Origin of the sequence: Actinoalloteichus fjordicus (assembly GCF_001941625.1) — a bacterium.
GTDB classification, from domain to species: domain Bacteria; phylum Actinomycetota; class Actinomycetes; order Mycobacteriales; family Pseudonocardiaceae; genus Actinoalloteichus_A; species Actinoalloteichus_A fjordicus.
Genome location: NZ_CP016076.1, coordinates 6356202 through 6377126 on the forward strand (window position 1 = coordinate 6356202; position 20925 = coordinate 6377126).

General features: G+C 69.8%; 18 protein-coding genes. 13 read left to right on the top strand and 5 right to left on the bottom strand.

Annotated elements, in window-relative coordinates:
* Nucleotides 1-362: 362 nt before the first annotated feature.
* The 4 genes from UA74_RS27105 to UA74_RS27120 all read right to left on the bottom strand — a co-directional run bounded on the left by UA74_RS27105 (nucleotide 363) and on the right by UA74_RS27120 (nucleotide 5525).
* Entirely contained in the window at nucleotides 363-1472 is a 1110-nt protein-coding gene (locus UA74_RS27105; protein WP_075742738.1) for an ABC transporter substrate-binding protein, read from the bottom strand.
* A complete protein-coding gene (locus UA74_RS27110) occupies nucleotides 1469-3178 on the bottom strand; it encodes an ABC transporter permease (RefSeq protein ID WP_232237494.1) in 1710 nt (569 codons plus the stop codon). Before UA74_RS27110 ends, UA74_RS27105 begins: the two co-directional genes overlap by 4 nt.
* Nucleotides 3175-4269: an ABC transporter ATP-binding protein gene (locus tag UA74_RS27115; RefSeq protein WP_075765716.1), complete on the bottom strand. Its 1095-nt coding sequence runs from the start codon at nucleotides 4267-4269 to the stop codon at nucleotides 3175-3177. Before UA74_RS27115 ends, UA74_RS27110 begins: the two co-directional genes overlap by 4 nt.
* 137 nt (nucleotides 4270-4406) lie before the next feature.
* Nucleotides 4407-5525, bottom strand: a complete 1119-nt coding sequence (locus tag UA74_RS27120) for a PrpF domain-containing protein (protein WP_075742741.1) — start codon at nucleotides 5523-5525, stop codon at nucleotides 4407-4409.
* A 117-nt stretch (nucleotides 5526-5642) separates the two neighbouring features.
* Here UA74_RS27120 and UA74_RS27125 point away from each other — a divergent pair, with 117 nt between their 5' ends.
* The 11 genes from UA74_RS27125 to UA74_RS27170 all read left to right on the top strand — a co-directional run bounded on the left by UA74_RS27125 (nucleotide 5643) and on the right by UA74_RS27170 (nucleotide 16389).
* Nucleotides 5643-6608: a LysR family transcriptional regulator gene (locus UA74_RS27125; RefSeq protein ID WP_083683684.1), complete on the top strand. Its 966-nt coding sequence runs from the start codon at nucleotides 5643-5645 to the stop codon at nucleotides 6606-6608.
* Nucleotides 6609-6906: 298 nt separating this feature from the next.
* Nucleotides 6907-7536: a Maf family protein gene (locus UA74_RS27130; protein WP_075742742.1), complete on the top strand. Its 630-nt coding sequence runs from the start codon at nucleotides 6907-6909 to the stop codon at nucleotides 7534-7536.
* Nucleotides 7527-8828: a DUF418 domain-containing protein gene (locus UA74_RS27135; protein ID WP_083683685.1), complete on the top strand. Its 1302-nt coding sequence runs from the start codon at nucleotides 7527-7529 to the stop codon at nucleotides 8826-8828. The genes UA74_RS27130 and UA74_RS27135 overlap by 10 nt, the downstream gene beginning before the upstream one ends.
* Nucleotides 8829-8947: 119 nt before the next feature.
* Complete coding sequence (locus tag UA74_RS34355; protein ID WP_404800004.1) at nucleotides 8948-9034, top strand: putative leader peptide; 87 nt, start codon at nucleotides 8948-8950, stop codon at nucleotides 9032-9034.
* 70 nt (nucleotides 9035-9104) lie between these two features.
* Entirely contained in the window at nucleotides 9105-10535 is a 1431-nt protein-coding gene (locus UA74_RS27140; protein ID WP_075742743.1) for a dicarboxylate/amino acid:cation symporter, read from the top strand.
* Between the two features lie 129 nt (nucleotides 10536-10664).
* Complete coding sequence (locus UA74_RS27145; protein WP_075742744.1) at nucleotides 10665-12476, top strand: acetyl/propionyl/methylcrotonyl-CoA carboxylase subunit alpha; 1812 nt, start codon at nucleotides 10665-10667, stop codon at nucleotides 12474-12476.
* A gap of 327 nt (nucleotides 12477-12803) precedes the next feature.
* Complete coding sequence (locus UA74_RS27150) at nucleotides 12804-13202, top strand: DUF1707 SHOCT-like domain-containing protein (RefSeq protein ID WP_198042863.1); 399 nt, start codon at nucleotides 12804-12806, stop codon at nucleotides 13200-13202.
* Between the two features lie 113 nt (nucleotides 13203-13315).
* Complete coding sequence (locus tag UA74_RS27155) at nucleotides 13316-13927, top strand: DUF3558 domain-containing protein (RefSeq protein WP_075742745.1); 612 nt, start codon at nucleotides 13316-13318, stop codon at nucleotides 13925-13927.
* A gap of 122 nt (nucleotides 13928-14049) precedes the next feature.
* Nucleotides 14050-14436: a hypothetical protein gene (locus tag UA74_RS27160; RefSeq protein WP_075742746.1), complete on the top strand. Its 387-nt coding sequence runs from the start codon at nucleotides 14050-14052 to the stop codon at nucleotides 14434-14436.
* A gap of 28 nt (nucleotides 14437-14464) precedes the next feature.
* Nucleotides 14465-15565, top strand: a complete 1101-nt coding sequence (locus UA74_RS27165; RefSeq protein WP_075742747.1) for a PPE domain-containing protein — start codon at nucleotides 14465-14467, stop codon at nucleotides 15563-15565.
* A complete protein-coding gene (locus UA74_RS27170; protein WP_232237497.1) occupies nucleotides 15562-16389 on the top strand; it encodes an ESX secretion-associated protein EspG in 828 nt (275 codons plus the stop codon). Before UA74_RS27165 ends, UA74_RS27170 begins: the two co-directional genes overlap by 4 nt.
* Nucleotides 16390-16502: 113 nt before the next feature.
* Here UA74_RS27170 and glpD read toward each other — a convergent pair whose 3' ends face one another.
* Complete coding sequence (glpD, locus tag UA74_RS27175) at nucleotides 16503-18212, bottom strand: glycerol-3-phosphate dehydrogenase (protein ID WP_075766350.1); 1710 nt, start codon at nucleotides 18210-18212, stop codon at nucleotides 16503-16505.
* Nucleotides 18213-18599: 387 nt separating this feature from the next.
* Here glpD and UA74_RS27180 point away from each other — a divergent pair, with 387 nt between their 5' ends.
* Both UA74_RS27180 and glpK read left to right on the top strand, forming a co-directional pair.
* Nucleotides 18600-19337, top strand: coding sequence for an MIP/aquaporin family protein (locus UA74_RS27180; RefSeq protein WP_075742748.1), 738 nt, complete (start codon nucleotides 18600-18602; stop codon nucleotides 19335-19337).
* 58 nt (nucleotides 19338-19395) lie between these two features.
* Complete coding sequence (gene glpK, locus UA74_RS27185; protein ID WP_075742749.1) at nucleotides 19396-20910, top strand: glycerol kinase GlpK; 1515 nt, start codon at nucleotides 19396-19398, stop codon at nucleotides 20908-20910.
* Nucleotides 20911-20925 lie beyond the last annotated feature (15 nt).

Below are 20925 nucleotides of genomic sequence, written 5' to 3' on the forward strand. Positions count from 1 at the left end.
GCGGGAGCTGCCGTCATCGTCACCGCCAATATGAAGGACTTCCCCGACTCTGCGGTGAAGCCCTACGACATCGACGTCAAACATCCCGACGAGTTCCTGTTGGATCAGCTCGACCTCTACCCCGCTCCGACACTGAACTGCCTGCGCGAACTGGTAGAGGCACGACGACGACCGCCGGAGACGGTGGAGCAGTTCCTCTCTCAGCTCGGCAAGACAGTGCCCGACTTCAGGTCGGCGTGCGGCGTCGTGATGCTGTCGGAGCCGCGCACGCCGACGTGCGATCCGCACGGGCGGCGATCACTCCCTGGTAGGCCTGGCCCGGCCGGACACCGCTCCCGGCATCGTCGCCCGAGGCAGGCGCCTCAACCCAGATACCCGAACAACCCGTTCCACCGCCGCTGGTCCCCCTCGGCGGAGGCGATCAACACCTCGGGATCGATCCGCACGATCTTGCCGCTGTCTGCCGTCGGCAACTGCTGGGCGAGGATCTCCGGCGGTTCGACGTCGCCGCGAGCGGGGAACTCGCCGATCTGGCGGAACACGTCCTGACCACGCTTGGACAGGTTCCACTCCAGGAACAGCTCGGCGGCGTCGGTGTTGACGGCCGAGTCGGTCATCCCGACGAAGTAGTCGTACGCCGCCATCCCTTCCTCGGGGATGACGAAGTTCACCGGCGCGTTCTTGCTGGCGGCGATGTTGACGCTGCTGACGACGGCGGTGGCCACCGGGATCTCGCCTCGGGCGAGGCTCTCCAGCGCCGCGCTGGAGGAGTCGAAGATCCGGGGGTTCTGCTCGGCCAGCGCGGGCAGGAAGTCCGGCCCCAGTTCTTCCTCCTGGAAGCGGTTCAAGGTCAGCGAACTGCCACCCGCACCGACCTGGGTGATGCCCAGTTCGCCCTGCCACCTCGGGTCGGTGAGGTCGTGCCAGGACTTCGGCGCGTCCGCCGGATCGACGAGTGCGGTGTTGTAGGCGAAGGTGTAGAGCGGGTTGAAGACGCGGTAGAAGTCCCCGTCGAAGTAGCGGACGGTGTCGTCGAGTTCGTCGTAGCCTGCCACCCGATGCGGCTGGAACACTCCGGCGTCGCGCATTCGGGTGGCGATGTCGAAGTCCGAGGTGCGGACGACGTCGGCGCCGAGCCTGCCCGCACCCTGTTCGCTGAGCACCCGCTCGGAGAGTCGGTTGGGCACCAGCCGGACCAGGTCGACGGAGATTCCGGTGTCCTCCTCGAAGACCTTGATGACCTCCTTCTCACTGTTCTCCACGTATCCGCTGTACAGCGAGAGCCTGCCTTCCTCGACGGCGGCCTCGAACAGCTCGGCGTCGGCGATGCGCTCGCCGTCGATGACCAGGCCGTCGGAGGTGTCGACGTCTGCCGTGGAGTCGACCACCGGGTCGAACTGCGGCGGGGCACAGCCTGCGGCCACGAGCGCGCCTGCCACGGCGACGCAGGCGAGAATCCTGGTCTTTCTCATCGCGCACCATCCACGGTCTTGGCTCCGAACGACTTGGCCAGCAGCGCGATGATCAGGATCACCACGCAGTAGAGCAGGCTCACGGAGGCGGCACCCTGCATGGCGCCGTTGTCGTAGTTGTCGAAGATGAGGATCGACAGCAGCCGGGTGTCGGAGGTGAACAGGAACAACGCCGCCGACAGCTCCCGCATGCACAGCATCAGCAGCAGCAGCACCGTCGAGACCATCCCGACGCGCATCAGCGGCAGCGTCACCCAGGACACGGCCGTGGCCCGTCGAGCGCCCAACAGCACCGCGCTGTCCTCCAGATCACGATCGACCTGAAGGATCGACGAGGTCACTCCCCGGTAGCCCTGCGGCAGGAACACCGCCATGAAGGCGATGACCAGGACGAACACCGTGCCGTAGACCGGCAGCGGGATCACCAGCCAGGTCCACAGCAGGCCGAGGCCGAGCACGATGGCGGGCACCGCGAGCGGGGCCATCGCCACGAACTCCAGCACTCGACGGCCTGCGGAGTTCGTCCGATAGACGGTGTAGGCGACGACGAAGCTGACGGCCGTGCCCAGCAGCGCGGCCAGGATCGCGGTCACCGCGCTGTTGCCCGCCGACTGGAGGAAGTCCGGGGAGAGGATGAGCTGCCCGATCATGTAGAAGGACAGCGCCCCCGGCTCGGTGAGCTGGCCGAGCGAGGAGACGTACGGCGAACTCTGGAGCGCGGAGATCAGCAGCGCGCCGATGGGGAGCACCACGGCCAGCAGGAAGTACACCAGCGCCAGGCCGAAGAGCGGCCAACGCCACCGGCCGAGCGACACCAGCTTCGTCTTGACGCCCTTGCCGGTGACGGTGGTGAACTTCCGGCGCATCACCGCCCGCTGCTGGAGTGCGGTCACGATCAGCAGGACGGCGGTTAGGGTGATCGCCACCGCGGCGGCCTCGGTACCTCGGGAGGGCGAGGCGTTCATCAGCCGATAGATGAAACTCGGCAGCGTCTCGACCTGGCCGGGATTGCCGATCACCTGGGCGACGGGGAAGTTCTCCATCGTGAGCGCGAAGATCAGCACGCCGGAGCCGAGGATGGCGGGCAGTGCCAGCGGGAAGGTCACCCAGCTCAGCGTTCGCCTTCGCGTGCCGCCGTGGACGAACGCGGCCTCCTCCAGGTCGGGGTTCATCAGGGATAACGCGCCGTGGACCAGCAGGAACGCATAAGGGGCGTAGTAGAGCGCCAGCACCATGATCAGGCCGGGCATGCTGTAGATGTTCAGCGTCACGTCGAGGCCGATGCCCTGGAACACGAGGTTCAAAAAGCCCGTGGCCGGGCTGCCCAGCAGGGACCAGGCCAACGCGCCGACCAGGGACGGCAGGAACATCGGCGCGATGCCGACGAAGTAGAGGAACCGCCTGCCCGGCACGTCGGCCCGCGCGGCCAGGAACGCGAGTCCGCAGCCGATGGCCATGGCGAGCACCGAGGCGAGCGCGGCGATGAAGACCGAGTTGCCCAGTGCTCCCAGCGCCTCCGAGGAGCCGAGGATCGCGAAGTTGTCCAGGGAGAGCGAGTCCAGGCCGATGGAGCCCGGTCGGGGGACGTCGTCGCTGAACGCGGCGAGCGCGATGAACAGCATGGGCAGCACGACGAGGATGCCGAGCACCACGAGGAGCACCCCGGTGGGCACGCCTTGACGGATTCTTCGCACGAGCGTTCTCACGTCCGCACCTCCGAGGGCAGCACCTGGACGGCGGACGGGGCGGCGGAGGCCCACACCTGGGCACCGACCTCCAGCAACGGGGCGGTGCCCTTGCCGACGACGGCGTCGAGTTCCGGCCCGCCCTTGAGCGCCACGCGGTACCGCACCGAAGCCCCCTGGTAGGCGACCACCTCGACCCGGCCGAGCCAGTCGTTGCCGTCGCGCAGTGGATCACCGCTCAACCGGATGTCCTCCGGCCGGATGCATGCCTTGGGTGCGTCGAGGTCCCCGGGCACGTCCTGGGCCAGCACCTCCACGTCATGGCCGGTCAGCCCGAACAGGCTGCCGCCCTCGGCGGTGCCGCGCGGGACGCAGGAAAAGACGTTGGACACCCCGAGGAAGTCCGCGACCGAGGCGGAGCAGGGATTCTCGTAGATCCGCTCCGGTCGGTCGATCTGCACGATCCGCCCGCCCTGCATCAGGGCGATCCGGTCGGCCAGTGCCAGCGCCTCGGACTGGTCGTGGGTGACGTAGACGCAGGTCAGGTTGAGTCGCTGCTGAATCTCGCGCAGCTCCAGCCGCAGCCGGTCCCGGAGGCGGGCATCGAGGTTGGACAGCGGTTCGTCGAGGAGCAGCACGCTCGGGCGCATCACCAGGCTCCTGGCCAGCGCCACCCGCTGCATCTGCCCACCGCTGAGCAGGCTGGCGCCGCGATCGGCGAACTCGGCGAGGCCGACGATCTCCAACGTCTCGGCGACCCGTTGCCGGATCTCGTCCTTGGGCAGCTTCTGCTGCCGGAGCGGGAACGCGACGTTCTGGAAGATCGTCCGATGCGGCCAGACCGCGTAGGACTGGAAGACCATGCCGACGTTGCGTCGATTCGGCGGGACCGCCACGCCGCGCTCGGCGTCGAAGACCACCGTGTCGCCGATCGTGATCCGCCCCCGCGTCGGGGTCTCCAGTCCCGCCACGCACCGCATGGTCGAGGTCTTGCCGCAGCCAGACTTGCCGAGCAGGACCAGCGACTCGCCGTCCTCGACGGTGATGTCGAGGTCGTCGATGGCGACGGCTCCCCCGTAGGCGAGCGTGATGTTCTCCAACTGAACCTTCATGACAGCTCCCTTGCTGTCGGGCCGCCGTGTCAGGGCACGCGGTCCCGAGATTGATGCCCGTAGGCGGTCCTCGCCGTCCTCGCCGGAGGGCGGACGCGGTGCGACGGTCGCGCGCCGCGTCTGCGCCCGAGGAGTGGTCAGGGCGCGAGCGAACCTGGAACGGGCACTCGGACCGGAACCAGCAGTTCCGCAGTCGCGATTCGCCGCGCGGCACGGTGCAGGGTCACCGCTCGTACCGCTCCCGAGTCGTCGAGATCGATGTCGACAGGCACCACGCCCGCCGGGGTGCCGAGCCGGATCGAGATCTCCGACGGCCGGTTCCCGGCCAGTGTCGCCGCGAGCGTCCCCGTTGTCACGACCCCCGTCGCGACCGCTACTGCCGAGGTCAGGCCGATGGCGGGGTGCGGAGCGTGCATCGAGAGCATCCGGACGGCGAGGTCGTGATCGGCAGCAGGCACCTCGACGCCCGCCGAGGTCCGGTACGGCCCGGGGGCTCCGACGACCCCCACCTTCGGCACGCCGTGGCGCACCGGATCCTGGGGAGAGTCCAGCCCCATGCGCAGGGCGCCGAGCCTGCGCAGCCTGCTGAGTTCGGGCACGAAGGCCTCGAACTCCTCGATCGACTCGTGCGCGGTGGCGCCCAGCCGCACGGCGTCGGCGAGCATGGCGGGGGCGCCCGCGTCGATCAGCGTCGCCTCGGCCGAGTCCACCCGGTCCACCGGGTTTCCCGTGGGCAGCAGCCTCCCGGTGCTGGTCCCGGCGGGGTTGAGGAAGCCAAGCGCCACGGGCACGCCTGCCGCCGTCGAGCCGGGGACGGTCTGCCCGCCGAGCTCCGGCACGATGCCGTCCGGGGTGGGGACGGTGGCGGTCAACACGGCTTCGGTGTTGCGATTGCGCATCCGAACCACGGAGACCGGGTCGGTCGCCGGGACCAGCCCGGTCTGGAGCGCGTACAGGCCGACGGCGGTGGCGCAGTTGCCGCAGTTGCTTCCCCACTCCACGCCGACGACGCCGATGCCGACCTGGGCGAAGAGGTACTCGACGTCGACGTCCGCATCGACGGACTTCCGAACGATCGCCGCCTTGGACGTCGTCGAGGTCGCCCCGCCGACGCCGTCGATCTGCCGAGGGTCGGCGGAGCCGAAGGCGGCGGCGAGCACTCGGTCCAGCGACGGTTCGGCAGGCATGGCGGCTTCGTCGAACATCCAGCACTTGCTGGTGCCCCCACGCATCAACGTCCCTGGTAGGCGCAGCACCCGACGTCCTTCCACACTCGTTCGGCGACTCACGGGAGTAGAGACTGCGGCAGTCAAGCCTTCAGTACAATCACGAAGAAGTGCGGTCCCGTTCAGTTCTGCTTAAGGCTTGGGGTCATGACGCTCGACGTTCGACGGATGCTGCTGCTCGCCGAGGTGGCCGCGCACGGCTCGCTGACCGCGGCGGCGCAGGCGCTGGCCTACACACCGTCGGCGGTGTCACAGCAGATCGGCAAACTGGAGATCGAGGCAGGTCAGCCGCTGGTGGAGCGCCATGCGCGCGGCGTGGAGCTGACCTTGGCGGGACGTGCGCTGGTGGAGCACGCGCAGCGGATCGATCGTCAGTTGCAGGCGGCGCGCGCGGAACTCGACGACATCGCCGGGCTGCGCTCCGGCGAGCTGCGGATCGGCTCCTTTCCGACCGCCGGTTCCTCACTCCTGCCATTGGTCGTGCGCGGGCTGGGCCGGGCACATCCGGCGGTGCGGCTCGTGGTGCGCAGCGCGCAGCTCGCGGGGCTGCGCAACATGCTGGAGAGTCGGGAGATCGAACTCGGCCTGCTCTGGGATTACGACTGGTCACGGGTCGACGACCCCTCGCTGGCGCTGACTCCGCTGCTCGCCGATCCCACCGCGCTGATCGTCTCCCACGATCACCCGCTCGCGGGCCGCACCTCGGTGAACCTGCGCGAGCTGGCCGACGAGACCTGGATCACTCGTGCCGATGATCATCCGGTGGCCGAGGTACTGGCCCGCAGCGCACACGCGGCGGGCTTCGAACCACAGATCGCCTTTCACGCGCACGATTACCAGGAGGCACAGGCCATGGTCGCGATCGGCCTCGGAATGGCACTGGCACCTCGACTGGCGCTGACCAATCTGCGATCGGGCATCGCCGTCATCCCGCTCACCTCCGCACCGACTCGACGCATCCTGTTGGCTCGGCTCGCCGCCCGACGGCCCACGCCGACCGAGACGGCGGCGGAACGCGTGTTCGTCGAGGTCGCGCAGGGTCTGGCGACTCAGGTCGGTGCGAGGAGCACCCGGCGGATCGAGACCACCGGAAATCCCGAGCAGCTCGACTGAACCGGGTACGCCGCGTGCGCTCTGGCGACCTGCCGCAGCACACCGGGCAGCAGACAGACGCACGGAGCCGACGAGCGTGCAGGCGGCAGGCAGGGGCGCGACGGCCCCGGCCGCGCGGGAGGCGCACGAACCGCAGGGCGAGACGGGCAGCCACCGGAAATCGCGCACCGCCGCCATGGCCGTCCGCAGCCGAAGACGGCCTCGGTCCAGGCCCGGCCCGGTCCCGGTCTTCGGCGGTCGGCAGCGCACGGGTGAGCCCATCCGCAGCCGACACGGTCGGGACTAGAGTCTCTGCACTGTGCGTCTCATTCTCGCCTCGGCGTCCCCGGCCCGGCTCAACGTCCTGAAGACGGCGGGGATCGATCCCGTCGTGCGCGTCTCCGGCGTCGATGAGGACGCGATCATCCGAGGCCTGCGGCGGGCCGACCCGCCCCGACTGGTGGTGGCGCTCGCCGCCGCGAAGGCGGAGGCGGTCGCGCTCAGCGTGGCCGAGGAGTTTCCCGACGCGGTGATCATCGGCTGTGACTCGATGCTGGCGGTGGAGGGTCCCGACGGCGTCGAGGCCGTCGGCAAGCCGGGCACGGTCGAGGTGGCCCGTGCGCGCTGGGAGCAGATGGCAGGCACGACCGGCGAGCTGCTCACCGGGCACTCGGTCATCCGCGTCGAGGGCGGCAGGACCACCAAGACGGCCGAGGGCATCGCGGGGACGACCGTGCGCTTCGCCGAGCCGAGCGAGGCGGATCTCGAGGCCTATCTCGCGACCGGCGAACCGCTGGCGGTCGCGGGCGGCTTCACGCTCGACGGTATGGGCGGCTGGTTCGTCGAGGGCATCGAGGGTGATCCTTCGAACGTCATCGGGATCAGTCTGCCGCTGACCCGCAGGCTGCTAGAGGCCGTGGACGTGAGCGTGGTGTCGCTGTGGCGTTAGCAGGCGAGGGGCGTACCGCAGGCGGAGCGAGCGCAGGAGACACCGCAGGCAGAGCCGCCGCAGCAGACACCGCCGGTCGCATCGGCGCGGGCGACACCGCGCGGCTGATCGGCGTGGACGCGGCGCGGGGTCTCGCCGTGCTGGGCATGTTCGCGGCGCATCTGGGACCGCATCCGCGCGACGGCGGCGCCGGGGAGGCGATGTGGATCTTCCACGGCTTCCCCTCCGCGCTGTTCGCGCTGGTGGCAGGCCTGTCTCTCGCCCTGCTCACGGGCGGCTCGAACCCGGTTCACGGCGCCGCACGGCGCACGGCGGCCCTGCGCATCCTGCTGCGTGCGCTGCTGTTGTTTCCGCTCGGCCTGCTGCTGGCCGCGCTCGGGACCAACGTGCTGGTCATCCTCTGCTACTACGCGATCTACTTCGTGCTGGCGCTGCCGTTGCTGTGGCTGCGACCGCTGGTGGTGGCGCTGTGCGCCGGGCTGCTGGCGGTGGGCGGACCACTGTTGTCCTTCGCGATCCGGGGCGCCGTCGAGCCGATGAACGGCCCCTTCGAATACACCACCTTCTCGCTCGCCGAGGGCGACGGGCTGTCGGCGCTGTTCGTCACCGGCACCTATCCGGCGTTGACCTGGCTGCCGTTCGTGCTCGCCGGGGTGGTGCTCGGCAGGCTCGACCTGCGTCGGGCACGGACGGCGGCGTGGACGGCCGCAGCGGGCGTCGTCGCCGTGCTGCTCGGCTACGGCGGTTCATGGCTGGTCTCGACCCGCTTCGGTGCCAGGGCGCGACTGCACGAACTCCTCGCCGGCGGCCTGCCGCCCACGCCGTTCGGTTCGCCGCCGCCGGGATCGGGCGAGGCCGTCGCGGCGCTCGACGAGCGCATCCGCTGGGGCATGCTCGGCACGGTCCCGACCACCGACCCGGCCTGGCTCTCGATCGCCTCACCCCATTCGGGGACCCCGTTCGACGTCGTCGGCGCCACGGGCGTGGCGCTGCTGGTCGTCGCGGCGTGCCTGTTCCTGCTGCGCGTCGGGGTCATCCGGCTGCTCTTCAGCCCGATCAGCGCCGTGGGCTCGATGCCGTTGACGATCTACAGCGGCCATCTGGTCGGGTTGGCGATGCTGGGTTCGGTGCCGCCGGAGCTGGACTTCCCGGTACTGATCAGCTTCATCGTCATGGCAGCCTGCTTCGCGATGGTCTGGCGACGGTTCGTCGGCCGAGGGCCGTTGGAGCAGCTCCTGCACTCCTTCGCCGCCCGCGTCGCACCGAGCGACGAGGCCAAGCGCACAACGTAACCAACTGCTTCCCGGCAGTTGAGATAACCCATTCAGGTCTCGCCCGTTGGTGTGAGCGTGCCTACAGTCAGTCGGCAGAAGGAATTTCCTGCTCCTGACAGGCGTGGAATACCAGCGTTATGCGCATCCGATCGCGACGACCGTTGCTGACCAGCCGCCGACACGTGGATCTGTGTCGGCAGGCCAGCGCCGTCTGTCCGGGTTGACGGCTCACCCCATCCGGCTCGTCAAGTCCGGTCCGTCACCCTCACCCGCGAACTCGCTCGGAGCGTCCTCGTGTCCTCTGTCTCTGCCGCGCCCGCACGACGAAGACTCGTCAAGATCCCCCTCGCCGTTCAGATCCTCCTCGCGCTCGCGCTGGGCGTGGTCCTCGGTCTGACCGCGCGGGCGCTGAGCCTGGAATGGCTCACCGTCACCCTCCAGACCCTCGGCTCGACCTTCGTGAGCCTGCTCCAGGTGACCGTGGTGCCCCTGGTGTTCACCGCGATCGTGGTGAGCATCGCCAGCCTGCGTGACCTCGGCCGAGGGCCTGCCGCGGTCGCCCGCCTCGGCGGCAAGACACTGCTGTGGTTCGCCACGACGGCCTTCATCTCGGTGCTCATCGGCATCGCGACCGGGCTGATCAGCAATCCGGGGCGCGGGCTGGAGCTGACCCCGGACCCGGCGGCCGTCGAGGAACTGGCCGAACGCGAGCCGGGCAGCTGGCTCGACTTCGTCACCGGGCTCGTGCCGAGCAACCTGTTCGCCGCCTTCGCGGAGGGCGCGGTCCTCCAGGTCGTGGTGGTGTCGGTCCTCGTCGGGGCCGCCGCCTACAGCCTGGGCCGACGTGCGGAGCCCTTCGTCGCCGTCAACCGCTCGATCCTGGAGATCGTGCAGAAGGTGCTGTGGTGGCTGGTTCTGCTGGCCCCCATCGGCGTGCTCGGTCTGATCGGCCGCGCCGTGGCGACCTACGGACTCGGCGAGACGCTGGCCCCGCTGGCTCGGCTGGGCATCGGCGTCTACGTCGCCTGCCTCGTGGTGCTGGTGGGCGTGTACCCGCTGCTGCTGCGGGTGTTCGCCAAGGTCCGGCCCAGCATCTACTTCCGCAAGGTCTGGCCCGTCCTCCAGTTCGCCTTCGTCTCCCGTTCCTCCGGAGCGACCCTGCCGCTGACCCGCCAGACCACCATCAACCTGGGCGTCGACCGGCGCTACGCCGACTTCGCGGTGCCGCTGGGCGTGACCACGAAGATGGACGGCTGCGCGGCGATCTATCCCGCCATCGCGACGATCTTCATCGCGCAGGTCTACGGCGTGCCGCTCTCCCTCGGCGACTACGTGTTGATCGCCCTGGTCCCTGTGGTGGCGACCGGTGCGAGCGCAGGCGTGGCGGGCTGGTTCACCGCACTGACCCTCACGCTGAGCACGGTCGGCCTCCCGCTGGAGGGCATCGCGCTGGTACTGGCCATCGACCCCATCCTGGACATGATCCGCACCGCGACAAACGTCGCGGGTCAGATCACCATCCCGGTGCTGGTGGCCCGCAACGAGGGACTGCTGGACGACAAGGTCCTCAACTCCACCGAGAGGCACCTGCTCGACCCGAGGGCCACCGCGCAGCCCTCCTCCGACGAGACGGACTCGAAGCAGGAGGACGCCGAGGCGGCGGACGGGTCGGCGCAGGCGTCGGCAGGTGACGGCGACAAGGTCGGCGCCGCCGAGAGGCGCTGACCGTCGGCGAGGATGCGACGACAATGAGCAGGGCGTAGGACCCGCTCGGGTCCGGCTCTTAGACTCCACGGGTCACGTCTCGTGAAGCCCGCAGGCCACCGACGGCCGTCGGGTCGAGGAGGGAGCATCGTGCCCGATCCGGTAGCCGAGAAGGTCGAGAAGGCCTCCGAGCAGGTCCGCGCCCAGCCGTTGCGCAAGGTACTCGTCGCCAACCGGGGCGAGATCGCCGTCCGAGTCGTGCGAGCCTGCCGGGATGCAGGCCTCGGCAGCGTGGCGGTCTACGCCGACTCGGATCGGGATGCACCGTTCGTCCGGCTCGCCGACGAGGCGTTCGCACTGGGCGGCAGCACCGCCGCGGAGAGCTATCTGGACATCGGCAAGATCGTCGACGCCGCCCGGCGCAGCGGCGCCGACGCCGTGCACCCCGGTTACGGGTTCCTCTCCGAGAACGCCGACTTCGCCCAGGCCGTCCTCGACGCAGGTCTGATCTGGATCGGTCCCGGCCCGCAGGCCATCCGTGACCTCGGCGACAAGGTCACCGCACGCCACATCGCGATGCGGGCGGGCGCCCCGCTGGTGCCGGGCACCAAAGAGCCGGTGTCCGGACCGGAGGAGATCCTCGCCTTCACGGCGGAGCACGGCCTGCCGGTGGCGATCAAGGCGGCCTTCGGCGGCGGCGGACGCGGGCTGAAGGTGGCCCGCACCGTCGAGGAGGTCCCGGAGCTGTTCGACAGCGCGGTGCGCGAGGCACAGAGTGCGTTCGGGCGCGGCGAGTGCTTCGTCGAGCGTTACCTGGACCGACCTCGCCACGTCGAGGCGCAGGTGCTGGCCGACCAGCACGGCACGGTGATCGTCGTCGGCACCCGCGACTGCTCATTGCAGCGCAGGCATCAGAAGCTCGTCGAGGAGGCACCGGCGCCGTTCCTCACCGACGAGCAGCGCAAGACCATCCACGAGGCCGCCCGCGCCATCTGTCTCGAAGCCGGCTACCACGGTGCAGGCACCGTGGAGTTCCTCGTCGGGACGGACGGGACGATCTCGTTCCTCGAGGTCAACACCCGCCTTCAGGTAGAGCACCCGGTCAGCGAGGAGACCTCCGGGATCGACCTGGTGATCGAGCAGTTCCGCATCGCGGCAGGCGAGCGACTGACCTACGACGGCGACCCGGCCCCACGCGGCCACTCCATCGAGTTCCGCATCAACGGGGAGGACGCGGGCCGGGACTTCCTACCCGCCCCCGGTGCCGTCACCCGGTTCGTCGCCCCGGCGGGCCCCGGCGTCCGCGTCGACGCAGGTGTGGAAAGCGGCAGCGTCGTCGGCGGTCAGTTCGACTCGCTGCTGGCGAAGCTGATCGTCACCGGCAGCACCCGTGAGCAGGCGCTGCGCCGGGCGAGGCGGGCGCTGGACGAGTTCGTCGTCGAGGGCATGGCCACCGTGCTGCCCTTCCATCGCGCGGTGGTGGCCGATCCGGCGTTCACCGCCGCAGACGGCTTCGCCGTGCACACCCGGTGGATCGAGACGGAGTTCGACAACACGATCCCGCCGTTCGCAGGCCCGGCCGAGACCGATGCCGAGGCACCGGCGGAACGACAGACGATGGTGGTCGAGGTCGGCGGTCGCAGGCTGGAGGTGACACTGCCCGCCGGTATCGCGGGCGCGGCACCGGCGCAGACGAAGACCGCACCCCGCCGGAGGGGACGCGGCAGCACGAAGGCCGCGGTCTCCGGCGACGCCGTGACCGCACCCATGCAGGGCACCGTCGTCAAGCTCGCCGTGACGGACGGGTCGGTCGTCGCCGCCGGTGATCTGCTCGTCGTGCTGGAGGCCATGAAGATGGAGAACCCGGTCGTCGCGCACAAGGCGGGCACGGTGAGCGGACTGTCCGCGACGACCGGGGCCACCGTCGGACAGGGCAGCGTGTTGTGTGAGATCAAGGACTGACGACGCGGCGAGCCTGCGGATCGAGGGCTCGGCGAGCGGAAACGAGGCGAGCGCCTCCCGGCACCTGGCCTCGCCCGGCGTCGGCTCCGTCGCTCGCCGAGCCGTCTGGTCGCAGCGGGCGGCCCGGCCTCGACGCGCTTCAGCCCTCGACGGCCGGGGGCAGAACTCGTTCTCGTCCCGGCAGATGGGCCGCCGCCGCCCGCGTCATGACGGGGTGATCGCGGGCCCGCACGGCGCGGCTCAGGTCGGTTGCTCGATCAGGACCCGCCCAGATTGGTGGGCGCGGACGGTGAGGAGAGACGCGGAAAGGTACTAGCATCGGAGCTTGTGGAGGACTTCTTCTCGCCCGAGGTGCGGATCGGCGATGCCGAACGCGAGGAGGCGGTCGAGGTCCTTGGCAGGCACCTCGCCGACGGCAGGCTCGACATCACCGAGTACGGCGATCGCTGCGCCCGCGCCTCGACGGCCAGAGTCCGGAGCGACATCGCGGCGGTCTTCGCGGATCTGCCCCAGCCGCGCCCCGCATTCCTGAATCCTCGCCCTCCCACGCCGCCGCCCGCCCCTCGGCCAGTACCGCAGGCGTCCGCGCGTCCGCAGCGGCATCCGCTGGACAGAGCATTGATGACCGTGGTCTGGCTGGTGGCAGCGCTGCTCGCGGTGTTCACCAGGAATCTGTTCATCCTCGCGCTGCCGCTCGCCGTGACCGCGGTCCTGCGATGGCGCTGACCGTCGGCGACGCGGCCGGTCGCTGACGCAAGGCCCGGACGGGATCTGACGCAGCCTCGAACCGACGACCGTCCGTCGACGACCCCGAGTGCCTGCCCGGTTACGGTACGGCCATGACCGAGCATCGTCCTGCCTTCGCGGCCCGATGTGCCGTCGGGCTGATCATCGTGCTCATCGCCGCGGCCTGCACCGACAGCGGCGGCGGACGCGCGGCCCACACGAATCCGCCGCACCTGTCGGCGCCGCTGCCCAGTACCCCGTCGGCATCGCCACCGCCGCGTCCGCAGGAGATCAGTCTCGTCGACGTCGATCCCTGCACGCTCCTGACCGAGGCGCAGCGCAGCCAGCTCGGTTTCGACCGCCCGCCGCAGCCGGGGGTCGAAGACGGATTCGGTGATGCCGCCACCTGCAGCCTCCGCAACAGTCAGGGCCGCATCGGCGCTCGGATCGCGCTGGTCACCGTGGAGGGCGTGGGCGTGTGGACCGACGACACGGCGCAGGTCGACGTCGAGCACGTGGAGGTGGCGGATTTCCCCGCCCTGGTGGTGCGCACCCCGATGATCGACACGGTATGCAACGTCGAGGTGGACGTTGCCGAAGGACAGTTCCTCGACGTCCTCTATCGGGACGACGGAGCGCAGCCGCCGACGCCGCTGGACCAGTTGTGCGCAGGTGCACAACGCATCGCAGAGGTGACGATTACGTCGCTGACGGCCGCCAGATGAACTGTCTTCGCAGGCCAGCAGCCCCTTCACGGTGAGCTACCACGCTGCGCATGTGAACCACTCCACAGTGTCATGAATTCGGGCTAAGGTGAGTCGATCGATGCCGAGCTGGAGGTATACCCATGCCATCCACTTCCATTCCCGGCTCCGACTCGACGACGCCGGTGCCCGGCGCAGGCGGTGTCGGCGCCGACCAGCTCTATGTGGAACCGGAGGCGATCCCGGACATCACTCGCTCGCTCCAGACGGCACTGGACCAACTGGGCCCGCAGATCGAACATGCCTTCAACGATCTGCGCATCGTGCCGTGGGCGGGCGACCCGGTCAGCCAGGAGGCGGCCGAGCAGTTCAACGAGTTCTCCTTCGGTGGCAGCGAAGCGGCCTTCGACGCGCTCTGCGGGTATCGCGACCAGCTGCAGTCGGCGGCCGGAACCCTGGAAGAGGCAGAGGCGCAGTACCGCCGCATCGACGACGACAACGCGGACCTACTGGAAGCCAACGGATGCTGAACACTCACGTCGGGGGTGAGCTGGAAGCATGAGCGGGCGACACCGCTGGAACGGCTACACGCACCAGGAACTGTACGAGAAGATCAATGTGGGGCCGGGGCCGTCGGCTTCGGAGGCGTCAGCGGACCGCTGGCTGGCCGTCGCGCGCGCATTGACCGTGATCAGCGCCGATGTGCAGCGCGCCATCGCCAAGTCCGGCCCTCGTTGGACGGGAGCGGCGGCCGACGGCACCAGGGCGGGTCTGCAACCGCTGGGCCAGTGGGCGATCGAGGCACGCGGCAGCGCCGAGACGATGCGGGCGGCCGCGGAACGGCAGGCGGAGAACATCAGCAAGGCGCGGGCGGACATGCCCGCACCGGTCGCGGCTCCGACCGGGCAGCCGACCGAAGCGAGCGGGCTGTCCGCGTTGTTCAGCGGCCAGATCGACTTCGAGATCCGGGAGGCGCTCAGCGAGGCTGCCGAGGAACGGGCGTTCGAGGTGATGACCAACTACGAGATCAGCACCGCGGGCATCACCGGCTCGCTCACGCCGTTCACCAGACCGCCGGACGTCGTGATCGCCCCGCAGGAGATCGTGCGCGGCGACGGCGCCTACATCCCCTCGGCACGTTCCGGCACGTCCACACCGACCGGCCGAGGCACCCCTGCCACTCGGCGGGCGCCGACGAGCACCCGTGCGCCCGGTGGGCGGGCACCTGCGAGCAGGACGCCCGCGTCCGGTGCGGGATCGGAACGGCGTGCCGTGACGCGCAACGGTCCGGTGACCGCGCCTAGGTCAGGTCACGTCGGAGCGCCCGCCCAGCACGGCGCGGCCCCGCAGGGCACGCCGTCGGGCGCAGGCTCGGCCTCCCCGCAGCAGTCGGCGCCCCGTGCCGCCCTCGTCTCGCCGACCTCGGTGTCGCTCGGCGGACCGACGGCGTCCATCGCCCCGTCGGCCGTCGTCCCGACCGGCTGGCAGGCAGGCGCAGGCGTCGCGGTGATTCCACAGGCGCGAGTGGACGATGAGCCGCCCTCGCCGAACGGCCACCCCGTCGTCGAGGCCCAGCACAGATACCTGGAGTCCACTGGAGACATGTTCGGCGAAAGCTTCCTGGTCAGCCCGCCGGTCCTCGGCGCAGGACCGGCGTGACCGAAGTGGATCACGATCAGACTCCAGCGTCGATCGATCTGACGGCGCTGGAGTTCGACGTGCTGTGGGAACACCTGCGGCCGGGTCGGATGCCGCTGGCCGTCAAGGTCCCCTCCCCCGGCCGGACGCACGAGGAGCGGACCAGACTGGCGATGGGGGTCTGGTCCTCGCTGGCCGAGCGCGCGCTGGGCAGACCGGGAGCGCTGGACGAAGCGCTGGTCGCACTGATCACCGCGCTGGGCAGACCCGATGTCGAATTGGACGGCAGGCTCTGGCTGGGCGGCCGCGAGATCCGGGTGATCGCGGCGATCTCCGGGGAGACCGGCGTGCGGGCCGTCCTCGACGGCGGGACGCTGAGCCTGACACCGGTCGTCCGAACAGGACTGACCAGGGCCGTGCTCGACGTGCTGCCCGCCCGACCGCCCGGTCTCGGCAGCTCGGTCACCCTGCGCAGCGTCGATCTCGATCACGCGGCCCGCGCGGCGGGACACGACCCGGACGCGCTGACTCGCCTGCTGACCGGAACGGACCTGCGGGCGTCCGATGCCCAGACGCTGGGGAACATGGTGCGCACCGCAGGGGATCGCGGCCAGTTCGGCTCGGCGGCCCGCAACGCGTGGGGGCGACGGCTGCGTGCACCCAGGGTGGTGGCCTTCTTCGACACACCGAGCGGCCGGTACCTCCAGTCACGCCGCGAGGCGCCCGACGGCACCGAGTGGAGCACCGTGGCACCTGCGGGCATCCGCATGCTTCATCACCAGGTCGAGGAACTGCTCACCGAGCCGGTCGAACAGCCTGCGGAGTTCCCGCTCTTCGTCTCCTGAAGACCCCGGACTCGGCACAGCACGGGCCGCTGCGAGTCACCGGGCAGGCGATCTCCGGCTGCCTGCGGCCCTCATCCGCTCCGCCTGCCAGGCCGCGATCCGCCCGGCATTGCTCAGGTCGGTTCCTGGATCTCCGGTCTCGCCTCCGGCGCTGCGGAGCGCCGCGCGTCGGCGGCCTGGTCGTCGGGCTGGCTCTGCGAGTCTCGTTCCGCGTCGACCCGGGCGGTGTAGATCCGAACCTCCTCGGCCACCCTCGCGTCGTCCCAACCGAGCACCTCGCCCATCAGCCGTGCCACCGACTCGGCGCACTCGATCCCGCGATGCGGGTACTCGATAGAGATCCTCGTCCGCCGAGTGAGCACGTCCTCCAGGTGCAGCGCGCCCTCGTGCCCGGCGGCGTAGACCACCTCGACCTGGAGATAGTCCGGCGCTGAGGGAATCGGCCGCAGCAACTCCGGGCGGCCCTTGGCCTGCGCCAACACCTGGTGGATCAGCGAGCCGTAGCGATCGAGCAGGTGACGCACCCGATACGGGTGCAGGCCGTGTCGAGCGGCGAGCTGGTCGGCCTGGTTCACCAGGGCGTGGTAGCCGTCGGCCCCCAGCAGCGGGACCTTGTCGGTGATCGACGGGGCGCTGCGACCGGGCAGGTCGACCGCCACGGCGTCGACCGCATCGGCCGCCATCACACGATAGGTGGTGTACTTGCCGCCTGCGATGGCGACCAGACCGGGCGCGACGCGGGCCACGGCGTGCTCTCGCGAGAGCTTCGAGGTGTCCTCGCTCTCCCCCGTGAGCAGCGGACGAAGCCCGGCGTAGACGCCTTCGATGTCCTCGGGCACCAGCGGCGTCGCCAGCACCCGGTTCACGTGTTCGAGGATGTAGTCGATGTCGTTCTTGGTCGCCGCCGGGTGCGCGAGGTCGAGATTCCACTCGGTGTCGGTGGTGCCGATGATCCAGTGGTTGCGCCAGGGGATGACGAAAAGCACGGACTTCTCGGTCCGCAGGATCAGCCCTGCCTCGGCCACGATGCGGTCGCGCGGGACGACGATGTGCACGCCCTTGCTGGCCTTGACCCGGAACCGACCCCGGCTGCCCGAGAGCTGCTGAAGCTCGTCGGTCCACACCCCGGTGGCGTTGACGACCACCTGCGCGGTCACGTCGACCTCATCGCCGGTCTCCACGTCGCGCACGCGCACCCCGGAGACCCGGTCCGCCTCGCGGAGGAAGCCCACCACCTGCGTCGACGTTCGTACCACCGCGCCGTAGTGCGCCGCAGTCCTGGCGACGGTCATCGTGTGCCGTGCGTCGTCGGCCTGGCTGTCGAAGTACCGGATGCCGCCGATCAAGGCGTTGCGCTTGAGCGCGGGGAACAGCCGCAGCGCTCCCGCCCTGGTCAGGTGCTTCTGACCAGGCACGGAGCGGGCGCCGCCCATCGTGTCGTAGAGGAGCAGTCCGGCGGCGGTGTAGGGACGTTCCCAGAGCCGGTGGCTCAACGGGTACAGGAACGGCACCGGCTTGACGAGGTGGGGGGCGAGCCTGGTCAGCATCAGCTCGCGCTCGCGCAGCGCCTCGCGGACGAGGCCGAATTCAAGCTGTTCAAGGTATCGGAGGCCGCCGTGGAAGAGCTTGCTCGACCGGCTCGAGGTACCCGACGCCAGATCACGAGCCTCGACCAGCGCGACGCGCATGCCCCTGGTCGCCGCGTCGAGCGCGACGCCCGCGCCGGTCACACCACCGCCGACCACCACGACGTCGAAAGAGTCCGACCCGAGCCGGGACCAGTTTCGACGTCGTTCGGCGGGCGTGAGCGCCCCCGTCTCCATCGCGGCCTGCGCCTCCGCCGCGGCGAGTCTGCTGCTCTCGGCCGCAGGCCTCTGGTCGAACTGCTTCGCCACCGGGCTCGCCTCCCTGATCACGGGCCGTGCCTTCACGCCTGCGTCGTCTCGGTCGCGCTGATCATCTCGACGTCGCGGCCACCACGCTACCCGTCGGTAGGCCCCGGCGGTGGACGGCGGACGAAGCGACGTCGTCAAGCACACCATGCGCCGCAATTCTTCGCAGGACGCGGCTGTTCGACCGTAGACAACGTCGTTACGGGCCAGTAGCGTCCGCGATCATTCCAGGTTGCCGCACCGTTGCTCGCCTGGCCTGCCCAGCGACCGCAGGTGTGTCGACCCATACTGACGGCCATAGTCGGGGAGGCCAGCGCGATGGGTTTTGCGGAGATCTTCGTCTGGGAGATGCTCGGCACGGCCACTCTCATCCTGTTGGGTGCGGGTGTCGTGGCGAACGTCAATCTGAGGAGAACACTGGGGTTCGGGGGCGGATGGCTCCTGATCGCCTTCGGCTGGGGCTTCGCCGTGTTCGTCGGTGCGAGCGTCGCCGATCCGAGCGGCGGGCACATCAACCCGGCGGTCACCCTCGGGCAGGCCATCGCGGGAAACACCTCGTGGAGCGCACTGCCCGCATACTGGTCGGCGCAGTTCGTCGGCGCGTTCATCGGCGCCGTCCTGTGCTGGCTCGCCTACAAGCTTCAGTTCGACACCCATGACAAGCCCCAGGACACCCTCGGGATCTTCGCGACCGGCCCGACCGTGGACAACAAGGTCTGGAACACCGTCACCGAGGTCATCGCCACGTTCGTCCTGCTGCTCTGGATTCTGCTGAGCCCGGCAGCGTCGGAGGGCCCGGACGGCACGGTGTTCGGCAACGCCGCGCTCGGCTACGCCGGGGTGGCCTTCCTCGTGGTCGCCATCGGCTCGTCGCTCGGCGGTCCGACGGGATACGCCATCAACCCGGCTCGTGACCTGGGACCTCGGATCGCCTACGCGGTGCTGCCGATCAAGGGCAAAGGCACCCCGAACTGGGGGTACTCGTGGGTTCCGGTGGTCGGCCCGCTGATCGGCGCCGCGCTCGCGGCGCTGACCTACCTGGCACTGCCGATCTGACCAGCGCGCGACGGCAACACTGACAGACTGACGACGTAGCAGAGAGGCGAGCATCGTCATGGCGAAGTACGTGGCCGCGATCGACCAGGGCACCACCTCCACCCGGTGCATGATCTTCGATCACGCGGGCCGGGTGGTCGCGGTGGATCAGCGCGAGCACGAGCAGATCTTTCCCAAGGCGGGCTGGGTCGAGCACGACCCGGAGGAGATCTGGCGCAACACCCGTCAGGTGTGCGCGGGGGCGCTCGCCAACGGAGACCTCGTCGAGGCCGACATCGCGGCGGTGGGCATCACCAACCAGCGTGAGACCACCGTGGTCTGGGACCGCAAGACCGGGAAGCCGGTCTACAACGCGATCGTCTGGCAGGACACGAGAACCAACCGGATCATCGAGCAGCTCGGCGCCCTCGGCGGCGGCCAGGAGCGCTACCGCTCGGTGACCGGACTGCCGTTGGCGACGTACTTCGCGGGTCCGAAGGTCAAGTGGATCCTCGACAACGTCGAGGGGGCCAGGGCACGCGCCGAGGCCGGTGATCTGCTGCTGGGCACGATGGACACCTGGGTGCTCTGGAACGCCACCGGCGGTGTCGACGGCGGGCTGCACCTCACCGATGTCACCAACGCCTCGCGCACGCTGCTGATGAACCTGGACACGCTCTCCTGGGACCCCGAGATCGCCGCCGAGATGGGCATCCCGCTCTCGATGCTGCCGGAGATCCGCTCGTCCTCGGAGGTCTACGGCCAGATCCGGGAGCGCGGCGCACTGGCCGGGCTGCCCATCGCGGGCATCCTCGGCGACCAGCAGGCCGCCACCTTCGGGCAGGCCTGTCTGAGCCCCGGCGAGGCGAAGAACACCTACGGCACCGGCAACTTCCTGCTGCTCAACACCGGTACCGAGAAGGTGATGAGCCAGAACGGGCTGCTCACCACCGTCTGCTACAAGATCGGCGACGCCGACACCGTCTACGCGTTGGAAGGCTCCATCGCCGTGACCGGCTCGCTGGTCCAGTGGCTGCGAGACAACCTCGGGATGATCGGCTCCGCCGCCGAGATCGAACGGCTGGCAGGCGGGGTGGAGGACAACGGCGGCGCCTACTTCGTCCCGGCGTTCTCCGGGCTGTTCGCGCCGTACTGGCGGTCCGACGCCAGAGGGGCGATCGTCGGGCTCACGCGGTTCGTCAACAAGGGGCACCTGGCCAGGGCCGTGCTGGAGGCGACGGCGTTCCAGTCCCGCGAGGTGATCGATGCGATGAACGCCGACTCCGGCGTGGCGCTCACCTCGCTGAAGGTCGACGGCGGCATGGTCGTCAACGAGCTGCTGATGCAGTTCCAGGCCGACATCCTGGGCGTCCCGGTCATCCGGCCGGTGGTCAACGAGACCACCGCGCTCGGCGCCGCCTATGCGGCGGGGCTCGCCGTCGGCTTCTGGGGAAGCGAGGACGACATCCGCCAGAACTGGGCCCAGGACAAGCAGTGGGACCCCGAGCTGGACGCGGAGAGCAGGGAGAAGCACTACAAGAGCTGGAAGAAGGCCGTCACCAAGACCTTCGACTGGGTCGACGAGGAGGACTAGAGCGAACTCGTCGCC

What these genes read in the sequence shown, in the direction of transcription:
- UA74_RS27165 (WP_075742747.1), top strand. Translation starts at nt 14,465, where the DNA reads ATGAGCGGGCGACACCGCTGGAACGGCTACACGCACCAGGAACTGTAC.
- glpD (WP_075766350.1), bottom strand. Translation starts at nt 18,212, where the DNA reads ATGGAGACGGGGGCGCTCACGCCCGCCGAACGACGTCGAAACTGGTCC.
- UA74_RS34355 (WP_404800004.1), top strand. Translation starts at nt 8,948, where the DNA reads ATGCGCATCCGATCGCGACGACCGTTGCTGACCAGCCGCCGACACGTG.
- UA74_RS27105 (WP_075742738.1), bottom strand. Translation starts at nt 1,472, where the DNA reads ATGAGAAAGACCAGGATTCTCGCCTGCGTCGCCGTGGCAGGCGCGCTC.
- UA74_RS27115 (WP_075765716.1), bottom strand. Translation starts at nt 4,269, where the DNA reads ATGAAGGTTCAGTTGGAGAACATCACGCTCGCCTACGGGGGAGCCGTC.
- UA74_RS27155 (WP_075742745.1), top strand. Translation starts at nt 13,316, where the DNA reads ATGACCGAGCATCGTCCTGCCTTCGCGGCCCGATGTGCCGTCGGGCTG.
- UA74_RS27125 (WP_083683684.1), top strand. Translation starts at nt 5,643, where the DNA reads ATGACGCTCGACGTTCGACGGATGCTGCTGCTCGCCGAGGTGGCCGCG.
- UA74_RS27160 (WP_075742746.1), top strand. Translation starts at nt 14,050, where the DNA reads ATGCCATCCACTTCCATTCCCGGCTCCGACTCGACGACGCCGGTGCCC.
- UA74_RS27180 (WP_075742748.1), top strand. Translation starts at nt 18,600, where the DNA reads ATGGGTTTTGCGGAGATCTTCGTCTGGGAGATGCTCGGCACGGCCACT.
- glpK (WP_075742749.1), top strand. Translation starts at nt 19,396, where the DNA reads ATGGCGAAGTACGTGGCCGCGATCGACCAGGGCACCACCTCCACCCGG.